Genomic DNA, 13,980 nt, shown 5'->3' on the forward strand with positions numbered 1-13,980 from the left:
GACAATGGACGCGGGCGATCAGCCCGGAACGCGGCGGATCTTGGCGCCCAACAGCTGCAGCTTTTCTTCGATGCACTCGTAACCACGGTCGATGTGGTAGATGCGGTCGATCAGCGTATCGCCATCGGCCACCAGTGCAGCCAGCACCAGGCTCGCCGAAGCGCGCAGGTCGGTGGCCATTACAGGCGCGCCCTTGAGTGCCTCGACACCGGTGACGACGGCGGTATTGCCTTCGACCAGGATGTTGGCACCCATGCGCAGCATCTCGTAGACGTGCATGAAGCGGTTCTCGAACACCGTCTCGATGATGGTGCCGGTACCTTCGGCCACCGCGTTCAGGGCGATGAACTGCGCCTGCATGTCGGTGGGGAACGCCGGATAGGGTGCGGTACGCAGATTGACCGCCTTCGGACGCTTGCCCTTCATATCCAGCTCGATCCAGTCCGGACCGGTGGTGATTTCGGCACCGGCCTCCTGGAGTTTGGCCAGCACGGCTTCCAGAGTCGAAGGATCGGCATCCTTGACCTTGACGCGACCACCGGTGACGGCGGCGGCAACCAAGTAGGTGCCGGTTTCGATACGGTCGGGCATGACGTTGAAACGCGCGCCATGCAGACGCTCCACGCCATCGATGATGATGGTGTCGGTACCAGCGCCCTGGATCTTCGCGCCCATGGCGATCAGGCAGTTGGCCAGGTCGACCACCTCAGGCTCACGCGCGGCGTTTTCCAGCACGCTGCGGCCCTTGGCCAGGGTCGCGGCCATCATGATGTTCTCGGTGCCGGTCACGCTGACCACATCGAAGAAGAAGTGCGCACCGCGCAGGCCGCCTTCCGGCGCCTTGGCCTTGATGTAGCCGCCTTCGACATCGATGATCGCGCCCATGGCCTCGAGGCCACGGATGTGCAGGTCGACCGGACGCGAACCGATGGCGCAACCGCCAGGCAGCGCCACTTCGGCCTCACCGAAGCGCGCGACCATGGGGCCGAGCACCAGGATCGAGGCGCGCATGGTTTTCACCAGCTCATAGGGTGCGATCAGGGTCTTGATCGCCCGAGCATCGACTTCCACCGCCAGCTTCTCGTCGATCACCGGCTCGATGCCCATGCGACCGAACAGTTCGATCATGGTGGTGATGTCGTGCAGGTGCGGCAGGTTGCAGATGGTGACAGGCTCGTCGCCCAGCAGGGTCGCTGCAAGAATCGGCAGAGCAGAGTTCTTCGCACCGGAAATGCGGATTTCGCCATCGAGGCGAGCACCGCCGGTAATGATCAGTTTATCCATAGGAATCTCGTCGCCCGCAGGCTCAGGAACGCGCGGCCCAATCGGCCTGGCTGAAGAATTTCATGGTCACGGCGTGGATGCTGCCATCGGCGATCCAGGCATTGAGGTGGGCATAGATCTGCTGCTGACGCTTGACCGGGCTGAGAGCGGCCAAGTCGTCGCTGATCAGGTTGAGCTGGAAGTTGCAGCCTTCGCCTTCGACTTCCACCTGGGTGTTCGGGAGTTTTTCCTCTAGGAGGCTTTTTACTTCTGCAGCCTGCATGCTCGACCTCGACTGACGCATTCGGGCACCTGAGCCCGCGGGTCGGCCATCATACAAAAAAAGCCTCCTGCCTGCGAACCCCGCCCGTGACGGTGCTGACGGAACGACAGGAAGTGCGTCACGCTTGCAGCGGCAACAACTCCAGCAGACCGCTGACCTGGGCGATCTCGCGCATGTCGTCAGGCAGCGCACTGATCGACAGCTCGCGCCCCGCCTTGCGCGCATCGCGCATGAACGCCAGCAACAGCGCCAAACCAACGCTGCTGGACTTTTCCACCGCGCTGCAGTCGAGCGTCAGAGACTTCGTGCCGCTGCCCGCGATCAGGCGTGCGCCCTGCTCGCGCAGCAGCGGGCCGGTGCTGTAGTCCAGCACACCGCTGAGCTGCAATCGCCCAGCGGCACCCTCGGTAATGCTTGCCTGACTCACGAATTACCCCGAGCCTGGCGGGCACGCGCCACGGTATCAGCCCAAGTGTCGATGACCTTGTCCAGGTCATTGCGATTGTTCTGCATCGACTGAGCGAACTGGTCACGGAACAGCTTGCCGACGTTGATGCCGTTGATCACCACATTACGCAGCTTCCACACGCCATTCATCGACACCATGGTGTAGGACAGCGGGTAAACCACGCCTTTGCCGTCACGAATTTCCATGCCGACCGACGTACGCTCGCCTTCAGCCCTGCCGCTGTCCGGCAGCACGCGAATGTCCTGGTTGTTGTATTCGAGCAGGGCATTGCCATAGAACTGCATCAAACTGCGCTTGAAGTTCTCCTCGAAGCGCGTCATCTGCTCGGGCGAGGCCTGGCGCGAGTAACGGACCGTCATCACGCCGCGGGCGATGCCCTCGACATCGACCACCGGGCCGAGAATCTCGTTGAGCGAGTCGTAGAACGCATTGGGATCACTGCGGTACTGGTCCTTGTTGGCTTTGAGATCAGCCAGCAGAGTATCGGTGGTCTGCTTCACCACTTCATGGGCGCTTGGCGCAGCAACAGCCAGCAGCGGCATGGCAGCCAGCAACACCAACAGGGAATTACGCACGGTCTTGAACATGTCAGGAGCCCTCATCAATTGGCTTCATCTTTATTGACCGAATTGAGCAGGAATTTGCCAATCAGGTCTTCCAGCACCAGCGAGGACTGCGTGTCGTGGATGGTACTGCCGTCCTTGAGCACCTGCTCGTCACCACCAACGCTGATACCGATGTATTTTTCGCCGAGCAAGCCAGCGGTCAGGATCGACGCGGTGGAATCTTCAGGCAGGTTATTGACGCCACCCTCGAGCTCCAGAGTCACCCGCCCCATGTAGCTGTCGCGATCCAGGTCGATGGCCGTGACCTTGCCAATGGTCACCCCGGCCATGGTCACCTTGGAGCGCACGGTGAGTCCGGCAATATTGTCGAAATAGGCGTAGACCTTGTAGGTGTCGCCAGCGCTGCCGACGCTCAGGCCACTGACCCGCAGTGCCAGCAGCAGCAGGGCCAGTACACCGGCCATGAGAAACAGGCCGACACCAATCTCCAGCGTGCGGTTTTGCATCAGAAGTCTCCAAACATCAAAGCGGTCAGAATGAAATCCAGGCCGAGCACGGCCAGCGAGGCATACACCACGGTGCGGGTGGTCGCACGACTGATGCCTTCGGACGTGGGCTCGCAGTCATAGCCCTGGAACACGGCGATCCAGGTCACCACGAAGGCGAAGACGACGCTCTTGATCACCCCGTTGAGCACATCGTCGTGAAAGGAAACACTGTTCTGCATATTGGCCCAGAACGAGCCCTCGTAGACACCCAGCCAGTCGACCGCGACCATGGCGCCACCCCAGATACCGACCACGCAGAAGATCATCGACAGCAGCGGCATCGAAATGAAACCCGCCCACAAGCGTGGCGCGACGATGTACTTGAGCGGGTCGACGCCAATCATTTCCAGACTGGACAGCTGCTCGGTGGACTTCATGTTGCCGATCTCGGCCGTCAGCGCAGAGCCGGCGCGCCCCGCGAACAACAGAGCGGTCACCACCGGCCCCAGCTCACGCAACAGGGTCAGCGCGACCATCTGCCCGACCGCCTGCTCGGAGCCGTAGCTGACCAGGATGTTGTAGCCCTGCAGCGCCAGCACCATGCCAATAAAGACGCCGGACACGACGATGATCGCCAGCGACATGACCCCGACGGCGAACAATTGCTTGATCAGCAGTTGCATAGGCTTGCCGGCGCGGCTGCGCCCGAACAGCGCGCCCAGCAGGAACAGCACGGAGCGGCCCAAGGTTGCTACCACATCGATACCCGCACGACCGAACAGGCGCAGCCGTTCGAGCGGTGAAATTCTGCGCATCAACCTCTCCCCAACAGATCTTCGCGGTAGTCCGGCGCTGGAAAATGGAAAGGCACCGGGCCATCCGGAATGCCTTTCATGAACTGGCGAATGCGCGGATTATCCGACTCCATCAACTCCGCCGGCGTGCCCTGCCCCAACACTTGCGCATCACCGACGACATAGAGGTAATCGGCGATGCTGGCGGTTTCCGCCAGGTCATGAGACACCAGCACACTGGTAATACCCAGCGCATCGTTGAGCAGACGGATCAGCCGCACCAGAACTCCCATGGCAATGGGGTCCTGACCCACGAATGGCTCGTCGTACAGCAGTATCTGGGGATCCAGGGCGATGGCGCGCGCAAGCGCCACACGGCGCTTCATGCCACCGGACAGCTCATCGGGCATCAGTTCGATGGCGCCACGCAAGCCCACTGCCTGCAGCTTGAGCAGGACAATGTCACGAATCATTTCTTCAGGCAGTTGGGTGTGCACTCGCAAGGGAAACGCGACGTTCTCGAACACATCGAGATCGGTGAACAGCGCTCCACTCTGAAACAGCACGCCCATCTGCTTGCGCATGTCGAACAGCGCGTCACGCGACAGCTCCGGCAGGTTGACGCCGTTGACCAGGACCTTGCCCAGCGCCGGACGCAACTCGGCGGCGATCAGGCGCAGCAAGGTCGTCTTGCCACAACCGGATGGTCCCATGATGCCGGTCACCTTGCCGCGCGGAATGCGGATGTCGACCTTGTCGAAAATCGACCGCGCGCCACGCTGAAAGCTGACGCCCTGCAACTCGATCGCGTACTCGTGCTCGGCGCTCATCTGAACTCCTTGAAAATCAGGCCTTCCTGGCAGACGCCGCCTCCAGAAGCGAAGACACGCGCCAGCCAGAGGGAGCCAAAATGGCCGCGAACTATAGCATTTGCCACACTTGCCGCCCAATAGCACCGCGGCGCGGCGTTCAGACTTGCGACAGCTTCGACAGTGCCTCGTTGCAGCGAGGGTGAGCGCGGGGACCTTTTACGTTTATAATCCTCGTCTTTTGGCCCGACAGCCCCGCCCAGCATGAACCAGACCCGCGACCTGATTGACTCCGCACAGCGCACGATCCGCCTCGAACTCGAAGCGGTGCAGGAGCTCTTGCCCCGCATCGATGCCGATTTCATCAAGGCCTGCGAGCTGATTCTCGGCTGCAAGGGGCGCGTCGTGGTGGTCGGCATGGGCAAGTCCGGACATATCGGCAACAAGATTGCCGCCACCCTGGCCAGCACCGGCACCACGGCATTCTTCGTACATCCGGCCGAGGCCAGCCATGGCGACATGGGCATGATCACCCAGGATGACATTGTCCTGGCCCTGTCCAACTCCGGCACCACCGCCGAGATCGTCACGCTGCTGCCACTGATCAAACGCCTGGGCATTCGCCTGATCAGCATGACCGGCAACCCCGAGTCGACGCTGGCCAAGGCTGCGGAGGTCAACCTCGATGCACGCGTATCCCAGGAAGCCTGCCCACTGAACCTGGCCCCGACCTCTTCGACCACTGCCAGCCTGGTGCTCGGCGACGCCCTGGCCATCGCCCTGCTCGAAGCGCGCGGCTTCACCGCCGAAGACTTCGCCTTCTCCCATCCCGGTGGCGCGCTGGGCCGCCGCCTGCTGCTCAAGGTCGAGAACGTGATGCACAGCGGCGCAAGCCTGCCCCAGGTCACACGCGGCACCAGCCTGCGCGACGCGCTGCTGGAAATGACCCAGAAGGGCCTGGGCATGACAACGGTAATAGAGAACAACGGGCATCTGGCCGGGATATTCACCGACGGTGACCTTCGCCGCGCACTGGACAAGGGCATCGACGTACGCCACGCCCAGATCGACGAAGTGATGACGCTGCATGGCAAGACCGTACGCGCCGAAATGCTCGCCGCCGAGGCCTTGAAGATCATGGAAGACAACAAGATCAGCGCGCTGGTGGTGGTCGACGGAGATGATCGCCCGGTCGGCGCGTTCAACCTCGGCGACCTGCTGCGCGCAGGAGTGATGTGATGAACGACCTGCTGCAACGCGCTCGCGCCGTGAAACTGGCGATTTTCGACGTCGATGGCGTGCTTACCGATGGCCGCCTTTACTTCCTCGAAGACGGCAGCGAATTCAAGACTTTCAATACGCTCGACGGCCACGGCATCAAGATGCTGATCAACTCGGGCGTGCGCACGGCCATCATCAGCGGACGCAAGACGCCGGTCGTCGAGCGTCGCGCCAACAACCTCGGCATCCAGCACCTGTTTCAGGGCCGCGAGGACAAACTCGTGGTACTCGGCGGCCTGCTCGCCGAACTCGGCCTAAGCTATGAGCAGGTCGCCTACCTCGGTGACGACCTGCCGGACCTTCCGGTCATTCGCCGCGTCGGGCTGGGCATGGCCGTCGCCAGCGCCGACGGATTCGTCCGCCAGCACGCGCATGGGGTAACCCAGGCGCGCGGCGGTGACGGCGCGGCACGGGAGTTCTGCGAACTGATCATGCGTGCCCAAGGCACACTGGATGCGGCCCAAGCCGCCTATCTGTAGAGAACAGCATGCTGCGTAAATTTCTCAACACCCTGATCTTTGCCCTGATTGCAGTCGTAGTGGCTGCGCTGGGCTACTGGAACCTTGCACCGGACAGCGGCCGCCAGACCCAGCAGGCCAGCAATGACAATGTCGTCGACTTCTACGCTGTCGGCGCGCGCACCGTGCAGTTTCAGGATGACGGCAAACTGCATTACCGCATGACCGCGGACAAGCTCGAGCACGTCAAGAGCACCGACATCACCCTGATCGACACCCCCAAGCTGGACCTCTATCGCGGCACCGAGCTGCCATGGAAGGTCACCAGCCAGCGTGCCGAAGTCTCCCCTGGCGGCGTCGAGGTAGAACTGATCGACGACGTGCGCATCGCCCGCACCGATGCCAAGAACCGTCCAACTATCATCACCAGCAGCCGCATGACCGTTATTCCCGACAAGGAATATGCGCAGACCGAGCAAGCCGTTAGAATCGTCGCGGCCAACGGGGTGACCACGGCACAAGGAATGAAAGCGTACTTGAATGACGGCAGGATGCTCCTGCAGTCCAACGTAAGAGGCCAGCATGAGGTTCGTTAATACCCTCCCCCTGATTCTCAGCCTCGGCGCCGCATTGGGAAGCGCGGCTGCCTGGGCACTGCCATCGGATCGCGATCAACCGATCCGCATCCAGGCCGACAGTGCAGAACTGGATGACAACCAAGGTGTAGCCGTCTACCGCGGTGATGTAGTCATCACCCAGGGCACTCTGAAGATCACGGGCGATACCGTGACCATCACTCAGACCAGCAGCGGCGATATCGATGTCTTCACCTCGGTCGGCAACCTGGCCTACTACGAGCAGAAGCCTGCCGTGGACAAGGACATCGTCAAGGCCTACGGCAAGACCATCCAGTACTTCGCCAGCAACGAGCGTATCGTGCTGATCGACCAGGCCAAGGTGATTCAGGAAGGCAACACCTTCGAAGGCGAGAAGATCGTCTATGACACCCGCCGCCAGATCGTCAACGCAGGTCGCGCCACAGGTGGCAATGTCAGCACGCCGCGCCCGCGTATCGACATGATCATCCAACCGAAGAACAAACCCGCGGATCAACAGCAGTAATGGCCACTCTCAAAGCCCAACATCTGGCGAAAAGCTACAAGAGCCGCCAGGTCGTGCGTGACGTCAGCCTGAGCATCGAAAGCGGCCAGATCGTCGGCCTGCTCGGTCCCAACGGCGCCGGCAAGACCACCTGCTTCTACATGATCGTCGGCCTGGTGCGCGCCGATCAGGGACGCGTACTGATCGACGACCTGGACGTCAGCCACCAGCCCATGCACGGTCGCGCGCGCGCCGGCATCGGCTACCTGCCGCAGGAAGCCTCGATTTTCCGCAAGCTGTCGGTGTCGGACAACATCATGGCCATCCTCGAAACGCGCAAGGATCTGGACCGTGCCGGACGCCAGGCGGAGCTGGAAAACCTGCTGCAGGAATTCCATATCCACCATATCGCCGACAGCCTCGGTATGAGCCTGTCCGGTGGCGAGCGACGCCGCGTGGAGATTGCCCGCGCCCTGGCGACCAACCCCAAGTTCATCCTGCTCGACGAACCTTTCGCCGGCGTCGACCCGATCTCGGTTGGCGACATCAAGCAGATCATCCATCACCTCAAGACCAAGGGCATCGGCATCCTGATCACCGATCACAACGTGCGTGAAACCCTGGACATCTGCGAAACCGCCTACATCGTCAACGACGGGCAGCTGATCGCAGAAGGTGACGCCGAGACCATCCTCGCCAACCAGACGGTGAAAGAGGTATACCTTGGCCATGAATTCCGCCTGTAGGTCGCCTGTTATTTCGCTACAGAAATATTGCAACCCCTAGGCAAAAACAAGAAATTCAGGCATATAATTTGCTTCCTGGCGGCGCTTCGGCGCCCTGATGTGGAAGGCGTAACTCGCCAGTAAATTAAGGTCTGCAATGAAACCATCGCTAGTCCTCAAGATGGGCCAGCAGCTGACGATGACCCCGCAGCTGCAACAGGCTATCCGCCTCCTCCAACTGTCGACCCTGGACCTGCAGCAGGAGATCCAGGAGGCACTGGAATCCAATCCCATGCTCGAACGCCAGGAAGATGGCGACGACTTCGACAACAGCGACCCGATGGCCGATGGCGCCGAAAGCGCCGCCCCCGCGCCGAGCAAGGAAGAGACTTACCAGGAAACCACCCCGACGGTCGACAACCTCGAGGAAGGCGAGTGGGGCGAACGCATTCCCAACGAGCTCCCCGTGGATACCGCCTGGGAGGACGTCTACCAGACCAGCGCCAGCAGCCTGCCAAGCAACGACGATGACGAGTGGGACTTCACCACCCGCACCTCGACTGGCGAGAGCCTGCACAGCCATCTGCTCTGGCAACTGAACCTTGCGCCCATGTCGGACAAGGATCGCCTGATCGCCGCCACCCTGATCGACTGCATCAACAACGATGGCTACCTCGAAGAAACCCTCGAGGAAGTGACCGAGTCTTTCGACCCCGAACTGGACATCGAGCAGGACGAAGTGGAAGTGGTGCTGCACCGCATCCAGCAGTTCGAGCCGGCCGGCATCGGTGCCCGTGATTTGCGCGAGTGCCTGCTGCTGCAACTGCGCCAGTTGCCAGCCAACACCCCCTGGCTGAACGAAACCCAGCGCGTGGTGGGCGACTACCTGGAGCTGCTCGGCAGCCGCGATTACGCCCAGCTGATGCGGCGCACCAAACTCAAGGAAGACGAGCTGCGCCAGGTCATCGACCTGATCCAGCGTCTGAATCCGCGCCCGGGCTCACAGATCGAATCCAGCGAACCGGAATACGTCGTACCCGACGTGATCGTGCGCAAGCACAACGACCGCTGGCTGGTCGAGCTCAACCAGGAAGCCATGCCGCGCCTGAGGGTCAACCCGCAGTATGCCGGCTTCGTCAAACGTGCAGACTCCAGTGCCGACAACACCTTCATGCGCAATCAGTTGCAGGAAGCGCGCTGGTTCATCAAGAGCCTGCAAAGCCGCAACGAAACGCTGATGAAGGTGGCAACGCAGATCGTCGAACATCAACGCGGCTTTCTCGACTATGGCGACGAGGCGATGAAGCCTCTGGTGCTGCACGACATCGCCGAAGCGGTAGGCATGCACGAGTCGACCATCTCGCGCGTCACCACGCAAAAGTTCATGCACACGCCGCGCGGTATTTACGAGCTGAAATACTTCTTCTCCAGCCACGTCAGCACCTCCGAAGGCGGTGAATGCTCGTCCACCGCGATCCGCGCGATCATCAAAAAACTGGTTGCAGCAGAAAACGCGAAAAAGCCGTTGAGCGACAGCAAGATCGCTGGTTTACTGGAGGCACAAGGCATCCAAGTCGCCCGTCGGACAGTCGCCAAGTATCGTGAGTCCCTCGGCATAGCGCCCTCCAGTGAGCGCAAGCGACTGATGTAGGCCAGATCGACTGAAGGCCTCGAGCCTTCAGGCCAAAGTGTTCCGGTGGCGGGTCGAACCAGACCCGTCTCTTACACAAGGCAACAAGGAGAAAGCGGTATGCAAGTCAACATCAGTGGACATCAGCTGGATGTGACCGACGCCCTGCGTGACTATATCGGCGAGAAACTCGGCCGACTGGAACGCCACTTCGACAAGATCACCAACGTACAGGTGACCATGGAGGTCGAAAAACTCAAGCAGAAGATCGAAGCCACCCTGCATGTCGCCGGCGGCGAAGTCGTCGCCAACGCCGAACATCAGGATATGTACGCTGCCATCGACCTCTTGGCCGACAAACTCGACCGTCAACTTATCAAGCACAAGGAAAAGCAGCTCGAACGCCTGCAAGGCGCCACGGCCCGCTAACATTCCCCATCCATGATCCGACTTGAAAATATCCTGACCCCCGGCCGTTCCCTGGTGAACGTGCCGGGCGGCAGTAAGAAGCGCGTGCTCGAACAGATCGCCAATCTGGTTGCGCGCGACCTGCCCGACCTGGATGCCCAGGACATCTTCGAAAGCCTTATCGCCCGCGAGAAGCTCGGTTCCACCGGCTTCGGCAACGGCATCGCCATTCCGCACTGCCGCCTGGCCGGCTGCAGTACACCGATCAGCGCTGTATTGCACCTGGAAACTGCCGTCGACTTCGACGCCATCGACGGCGCACCTGTCGACCTGCTGTTCGTACTCCTGGTACCGGAGGCAGCAACCGATGCGCACCTGGAGCTCCTGCGCCAGATCGCCAGCATGCTCGACCGCCAGGATGTACGTGAACGTCTACGCCATGCCAGCAGCGGCGAAGATCTCTACCAGGTTGTCGTGGACATTCAGAACGGTCACTGAACATGCGCCTGATCATCGTCAGCGGTCGCTCGGGCTCGGGCAAGAGCACCGCCCTCGATGTACTTGAGGACAACGGCTTCTATTGCATCGACAACCTGCCGGCCGGCCTGTTGCCGGACCTGGCCGAGCGCTTCCTGCCGCACAGCGACATGCTGCTGCCGCAGGTTGCCGTCTCCATCGATGCGCGCAATCTGCTGAGTCAGCTCAAGCGCTTCCCTGAATTGCTCGATGAAGTGCGCAAGCGCAATATTCGTTGCGACGTGCTTTATCTGGATGCCGAAGACGAGACGCTGCTCAAGCGCTTCTCGGAGACGCGCAGGCGTCATCCGCTGACCAACGACAATCGCTCGCTCGCAGAAGCCATCGCTTATGAGAGCCAGCTTCTGGCGCCGATCACCGATCGTGCAGACCTCAAGATAGACACCACCCGCCTGAATCTCTATCAACTGCGCGACACACTCAAGCTACGCCTGCTAGGCCAGACTCAGACTGGCACCGCCTTTCTCGTCGAGTCTTTCGGCTTCAAACGTGGCATGCCGGTGGATGCCGATCTGGTCTTCGATGCACGCTGCCTGCCCAACCCCTACTGGAAGCCGGAGCTGCGTGATTACTCGGGCCAGGACCAGCCGGTGATCGACTATCTGGCTGCGCAGCCGGAGGTCGAGGAAATGTATCAGGACATCCTCGCCTATCTGGAGAAATGGCTGCCACGTTTTGCCGCCAGCAACCGCGCCTACGTCACCGTTGCAGTTGGCTGCACCGGCGGCCACCACCGCTCGGTTTACCTGGCCAACCGCCTCAGCCAGGCGCTCAAACATTCGCTGAAGAACGTCCAGGTGCGTCACCGCGACCTCAGCTAAGGAACCCTGCCGCGATGCCAGCACGTGAAATCACCATCATCAACAAACTCGGCCTGCATGCCCGCGCTGCAGCGAAATTCGTCGGTGTGGCGAGCACCTACCCGTGCCAGGTCCGTATCGGGCGCAGCGCCGAAAGCCTGGTAGACGGCAAGAGCATCATGGCGGTGATGATGCTGGCTGCCGGCAAGGGCACCAACGTGCACCTGGCGACCGAAGGAGAACAGGACGATCAGGCGATGAACGCCCTGGTCGAGCTGATCGAAAACTACTTCGACGAAGGCGAGTAAGCCCTCCCGACAAACGACAAGGCCACCCGCGGGTGGCCTTGTCGTTTCTGCCGGTTCCGCCGTGCTCAACTGCCGGCGACGGTCATCTTCTCGATCAGCACCGAACCGGTGCAGATATTGCCGCGGCGCTCGAGGTCACGACCGACCGCGACGATCTGACGGAACATGTCGCGCAGATTGCCGGCGATGGTGACTTCCTGCACCGGGAACTGGATCTCGCCGTTCTCGACCCAGAAACCCGCCGCGCCGCGCGAGTAATCGCCGGTCACCAGGTTCAGCCCCTGGCCCATCAGCTCGGTGACCAGCAAGCCGCGCCCCATGCGTCGAATCAGCGCGTGCTGGTCCTCATCGCCATGGGTGACGAACAGGTTGTGCACGCCGCCGGAGTTGGCCGTGCTCGGCAGGCCCAGCTTACGGCCGGAATAGGTGCCGAGCACATAGGAGACCAGCTCCCCCTTCTCCACGAACGGCTTGGCGTATGTGGCCAGGCCGTCACCATCGAAGGTCGCACTGCCCAGTGCGCGCGGCAGATGCGGACGTTCGTCGAGGCTCAACCATTCGGGGAACAGACGCTGACCGAGCGCCCCCTCAAGGAACGAGGACTGACGGTACAGGTTACCGCCAGAGATCGCCGCCAGCAGGTGACTGAACAGGCCGCCGGCCAGCTCGGCGGCGAACAGCACGGGGACTTCGCAGGTCGGCACCGGACGCGCCCCGAGGCGACTGACCGCACGCTCGGCGGCGCGCTGGCCGATACCTTCAGCACCTGCGAGCAGCTCGCCCTGGCGATTGACGTCGTACCAGTAGTCGCGCTGCATCTGCCCCTCGCCCTCGGCGATCATCACGCAGCTCAGGCTGTGCCGGGTGCTGGCATAACCGCCGATGAAGCCGTGGCTGTTGCCATACACACGGCAGCCCTGATGGGTATTGAGACTGGTGCCATCGGCGTTCTTGATCCGCGGATCGGCAGCGAAAGCCGCCGCCTCACACACCAGCGCCTGCTCGACGGCCTGCTCTGGAGTGATTGACCAAGGGTGATAGAGATCCAGCTCAGGTAACTCGCGCGCCATCAGCGCCGCATCAGCCAGGCCGGCGCACTCGTCCTCGGACGCATGCTTGGCAATCGCCAGGGCCGCTGCCACGGTTTCGCGAATGGCCTCGGCGCCAGTGGCCGAGGTACTGGCCGAGCCCTTGCGCTGACCGACGTAGAGCGTGATACCAAAACCCTGGTCACGATTGAACTCGACGGTTTCCACCTCACGCTGGCGCACCGTGGTGGACAGCCCCTGGCCGGCCGAGACGGCCACTTCACAGGCACTGGCGCCCTGGCGCTTGGCCTCGGCGAGAATGGCCTCAACCTGCTCCTGCAGTGCCGGCAAGGCCTGCGGCCCGATGCGTTCTACTTCACTCATAACCACTCCCGATTCTCTTGGCGCAGGCCCAGCATTCGCACACTCAAGGCCTGCTCTCGACTGCCCGCCCACAGGCCGGCAGTCACGGTTACTGCTATCATGGCGGCGTTTCCCTCTGGACCCACCCCATGTCTGATTCCTACGACGACTTCTCCCTGGAGAAGAGCAAATCCCAGGTCAAACGCGAACTGCATGCCCTGCAGGAGCTTGGCGAGCGACTGACCACGCTCAAGGCGGATCTGCTGGCCAAGATGCCGCTGACCGATGCCCTACGCCGCGCCCTCACCGATGCGCCGAAACATACCGCCAATGCCGCGCGCAAACGCCACATCCAGTTCATCGGCAAGCTGATGCGTGAACAGGATGTCGAAGCGATCATCGCCATGCTCGACCAGGTGGACAGCTCCACCCGCGAGTACAACGAGCGCTTTCATGCCCTCGAGCGCTGGCGCGACCGTCTGATCGCCGAAGGCGACAGCGCGCTGGAGAGCTTCGTCGAACTCTACCCCGAAGCCGACGTCCAGCATCTGCGCGGGCTGGTTCGTCATGCTCAGCACGAGGCCGCACGCAACAAGCCACCAGCCGCGGCGCGCAAGGTGTTCAAGTACATCCGCGAGCTCGACGAGATCCAGCGCGGCCTGCGCTGAC

Annotated in this window: 19 protein-coding genes; 11 read left to right on the forward strand and 8 right to left on the reverse strand. The window is 61.8% G+C overall.

Translation table 11 applies throughout. The annotated features are described in order from the left end of the window. Positions 1-18: 18 nt before the first annotated feature. The 7 genes from murA to ACN8M7_RS01480 all read right to left on the reverse strand — a co-directional run bounded on the left by murA (position 19) and on the right by ACN8M7_RS01480 (position 4,693). Positions 19-1,284, reverse strand: coding sequence for a UDP-N-acetylglucosamine 1-carboxyvinyltransferase (gene murA / locus ACN8M7_RS01450; protein ID WP_061240587.1), 1,266 nt, complete (start codon positions 1,282-1,284; stop codon positions 19-21). 22 nt (positions 1,285-1,306) lie between these two features. Continuing rightward, positions 1,307-1,546 (reverse strand): BolA family protein, encoded by a 240-nt coding sequence (locus ACN8M7_RS01455; protein WP_017678930.1) that lies wholly within the window; start codon positions 1,544-1,546, stop codon positions 1,307-1,309. A 118-nt stretch (positions 1,547-1,664) separates the two neighbouring features. Beyond that, on the reverse strand, positions 1,665-1,973 hold the full coding sequence (locus ACN8M7_RS01460) for an STAS domain-containing protein (RefSeq protein WP_061240586.1): 309 nt from the start codon (positions 1,971-1,973) through the stop codon (positions 1,665-1,667). Beyond that, on the reverse strand, positions 1,970-2,602 hold the full coding sequence (locus ACN8M7_RS01465; protein ID WP_490259526.1) for an MlaC/ttg2D family ABC transporter substrate-binding protein: 633 nt from the start codon (positions 2,600-2,602) through the stop codon (positions 1,970-1,972). Before ACN8M7_RS01465 ends, ACN8M7_RS01460 begins: the two co-directional genes overlap by 4 nt. A 14-nt stretch (positions 2,603-2,616) precedes the next feature. Continuing rightward, positions 2,617-3,087, reverse strand: coding sequence for an outer membrane lipid asymmetry maintenance protein MlaD (mlaD, locus tag ACN8M7_RS01470; RefSeq protein WP_490259527.1), 471 nt, complete (start codon positions 3,085-3,087; stop codon positions 2,617-2,619). Then, positions 3,087-3,884, reverse strand: a complete 798-nt coding sequence (gene mlaE, locus ACN8M7_RS01475) for a lipid asymmetry maintenance ABC transporter permease subunit MlaE (RefSeq protein WP_061240583.1) — start codon at positions 3,882-3,884, stop codon at positions 3,087-3,089. The genes mlaD and mlaE overlap by 1 nt, the downstream gene beginning before the upstream one ends. Next, on the reverse strand, positions 3,884-4,693 hold the full coding sequence (locus ACN8M7_RS01480) for an ATP-binding cassette domain-containing protein (protein WP_490259528.1): 810 nt from the start codon (positions 4,691-4,693) through the stop codon (positions 3,884-3,886). The genes mlaE and ACN8M7_RS01480 overlap by 1 nt, the downstream gene beginning before the upstream one ends. Before the next feature lie 243 nt (positions 4,694-4,936). On the opposite strand from ACN8M7_RS01480, the gene ACN8M7_RS01485 reads away from it, so the two are divergent. The 10 genes from ACN8M7_RS01485 (at position 4,937) to ACN8M7_RS01530 (ending at position 11,920) form a co-directional block, all read left to right on the forward strand. Beyond that, on the forward strand, positions 4,937-5,911 hold the full coding sequence (locus ACN8M7_RS01485; protein ID WP_490259529.1) for a KpsF/GutQ family sugar-phosphate isomerase: 975 nt from the start codon (positions 4,937-4,939) through the stop codon (positions 5,909-5,911). Next, positions 5,911-6,432 carry a KdsC family phosphatase gene (locus ACN8M7_RS01490; protein WP_490259530.1) on the forward strand — a complete coding sequence of 174 codons (522 nt, stop codon included), beginning with the start codon at positions 5,911-5,913 and terminating at the stop codon, positions 6,430-6,432. The genes ACN8M7_RS01485 and ACN8M7_RS01490 overlap by 1 nt, the downstream gene beginning before the upstream one ends. 8 nt (positions 6,433-6,440) lie before the next feature. Then, positions 6,441-7,007: an LPS export ABC transporter periplasmic protein LptC gene (gene lptC, locus ACN8M7_RS01495; RefSeq protein ID WP_061240579.1), complete on the forward strand. Its 567-nt coding sequence runs from the start codon at positions 6,441-6,443 to the stop codon at positions 7,005-7,007. Continuing rightward, the gene (gene lptA, locus ACN8M7_RS01500; RefSeq protein WP_490259531.1) at positions 6,994-7,533 is read left to right on the forward strand and encodes a lipopolysaccharide transport periplasmic protein LptA; all 540 of its coding nucleotides are present in this window, start codon (positions 6,994-6,996) and stop codon (positions 7,531-7,533) included. The genes lptC and lptA overlap by 14 nt, the downstream gene beginning before the upstream one ends. Further along, a complete protein-coding gene (lptB, locus tag ACN8M7_RS01505) occupies positions 7,533-8,258 on the forward strand; it encodes an LPS export ABC transporter ATP-binding protein (protein ID WP_061240577.1) in 726 nt (241 codons plus the stop codon). The genes lptA and lptB overlap by 1 nt, the downstream gene beginning before the upstream one ends. 136 nt (positions 8,259-8,394) lie before the next feature. Continuing rightward, positions 8,395-9,888, forward strand: coding sequence for an RNA polymerase factor sigma-54 (locus ACN8M7_RS01510; protein WP_061240576.1), 1,494 nt, complete (start codon positions 8,395-8,397; stop codon positions 9,886-9,888). 99 nt (positions 9,889-9,987) lie between these two features. Further along, positions 9,988-10,296: a ribosome hibernation-promoting factor, HPF/YfiA family gene (gene hpf, locus ACN8M7_RS01515; protein WP_003242873.1), complete on the forward strand. Its 309-nt coding sequence runs from the start codon at positions 9,988-9,990 to the stop codon at positions 10,294-10,296. 12 nt (positions 10,297-10,308) lie between these two features. Then, complete coding sequence (gene ptsN / locus ACN8M7_RS01520) at positions 10,309-10,773, forward strand: PTS IIA-like nitrogen regulatory protein PtsN (RefSeq protein WP_490259532.1); 465 nt, start codon at positions 10,309-10,311, stop codon at positions 10,771-10,773. Between the two features lie 2 nt (positions 10,774-10,775). Further along, positions 10,776-11,633 carry an RNase adapter RapZ gene (gene rapZ / locus ACN8M7_RS01525; protein WP_061240574.1) on the forward strand — a complete coding sequence of 286 codons (858 nt, stop codon included), beginning with the start codon at positions 10,776-10,778 and terminating at the stop codon, positions 11,631-11,633. 14 nt (positions 11,634-11,647) lie between these two features. Continuing rightward, positions 11,648-11,920, forward strand: a complete 273-nt coding sequence (locus tag ACN8M7_RS01530; RefSeq protein ID WP_061240573.1) for an HPr family phosphocarrier protein — start codon at positions 11,648-11,650, stop codon at positions 11,918-11,920. 65 nt (positions 11,921-11,985) lie between these two features. Here the strand turns inward: ACN8M7_RS01530 and pmbA are convergent, their stop codons facing one another. After that, a complete protein-coding gene (gene pmbA, locus ACN8M7_RS01535; RefSeq protein WP_490259533.1) occupies positions 11,986-13,332 on the reverse strand; it encodes a metalloprotease PmbA in 1,347 nt (448 codons plus the stop codon). 128 nt (positions 13,333-13,460) lie between these two features. On the opposite strand from pmbA, the gene yjgA reads away from it, so the two are divergent. Continuing rightward, positions 13,461-13,979 (forward strand): ribosome biogenesis factor YjgA, encoded by a 519-nt coding sequence (gene yjgA, locus ACN8M7_RS01540; RefSeq protein WP_490259534.1) that lies wholly within the window; start codon positions 13,461-13,463, stop codon positions 13,977-13,979. Position 13,980: the final 1 nt, after the last annotated feature.

Origin of the sequence: Pseudomonas spartinae (assembly GCF_965197125.1) — a bacterium.
Taxonomy (GTDB): Bacteria; Pseudomonadota; Gammaproteobacteria; order Pseudomonadales; family Pseudomonadaceae; genus Aquipseudomonas; species Aquipseudomonas composti_A.

What these genes read in the sequence shown, in the direction of transcription:
- murA (WP_061240587.1), bottom strand. Translation starts at nt 1,284, where the DNA reads ATGGATAAACTGATCATTACCGGCGGTGCTCGCCTCGATGGCGAAATC.
- ACN8M7_RS01455 (WP_017678930.1), bottom strand. Translation starts at nt 1,546, where the DNA reads ATGCAGGCTGCAGAAGTAAAAAGCCTCCTAGAGGAAAAACTCCCGAAC.
- ACN8M7_RS01465 (WP_490259526.1), bottom strand. Translation starts at nt 2,602, where the DNA reads ATGTTCAAGACCGTGCGTAATTCCCTGTTGGTGTTGCTGGCTGCCATG.
- mlaD (WP_490259527.1), bottom strand. Translation starts at nt 3,087, where the DNA reads ATGCAAAACCGCACGCTGGAGATTGGTGTCGGCCTGTTTCTCATGGCC.
- mlaE (WP_061240583.1), bottom strand. Translation starts at nt 3,884, where the DNA reads ATGCGCAGAATTTCACCGCTCGAACGGCTGCGCCTGTTCGGTCGTGCG.
- ACN8M7_RS01480 (WP_490259528.1), bottom strand. Translation starts at nt 4,693, where the DNA reads ATGAGCGCCGAGCACGAGTACGCGATCGAGTTGCAGGGCGTCAGCTTT.
- ACN8M7_RS01485 (WP_490259529.1), top strand. Translation starts at nt 4,937, where the DNA reads ATGAACCAGACCCGCGACCTGATTGACTCCGCACAGCGCACGATCCGC.
- ACN8M7_RS01490 (WP_490259530.1), top strand. Translation starts at nt 5,911, where the DNA reads ATGAACGACCTGCTGCAACGCGCTCGCGCCGTGAAACTGGCGATTTTC.
- lptC (WP_061240579.1), top strand. Translation starts at nt 6,441, where the DNA reads ATGCTGCGTAAATTTCTCAACACCCTGATCTTTGCCCTGATTGCAGTC.
- lptA (WP_490259531.1), top strand. Translation starts at nt 6,994, where the DNA reads ATGAGGTTCGTTAATACCCTCCCCCTGATTCTCAGCCTCGGCGCCGCA.
- lptB (WP_061240577.1), top strand. Translation starts at nt 7,533, where the DNA reads ATGGCCACTCTCAAAGCCCAACATCTGGCGAAAAGCTACAAGAGCCGC.
- ACN8M7_RS01510 (WP_061240576.1), top strand. Translation starts at nt 8,395, where the DNA reads ATGAAACCATCGCTAGTCCTCAAGATGGGCCAGCAGCTGACGATGACC.
- hpf (WP_003242873.1), top strand. Translation starts at nt 9,988, where the DNA reads ATGCAAGTCAACATCAGTGGACATCAGCTGGATGTGACCGACGCCCTG.
- ptsN (WP_490259532.1), top strand. Translation starts at nt 10,309, where the DNA reads ATGATCCGACTTGAAAATATCCTGACCCCCGGCCGTTCCCTGGTGAAC.
- rapZ (WP_061240574.1), top strand. Translation starts at nt 10,776, where the DNA reads ATGCGCCTGATCATCGTCAGCGGTCGCTCGGGCTCGGGCAAGAGCACC.
- ACN8M7_RS01530 (WP_061240573.1), top strand. Translation starts at nt 11,648, where the DNA reads ATGCCAGCACGTGAAATCACCATCATCAACAAACTCGGCCTGCATGCC.
- pmbA (WP_490259533.1), bottom strand. Translation starts at nt 13,332, where the DNA reads ATGAGTGAAGTAGAACGCATCGGGCCGCAGGCCTTGCCGGCACTGCAG.
- yjgA (WP_490259534.1), top strand. Translation starts at nt 13,461, where the DNA reads ATGTCTGATTCCTACGACGACTTCTCCCTGGAGAAGAGCAAATCCCAG.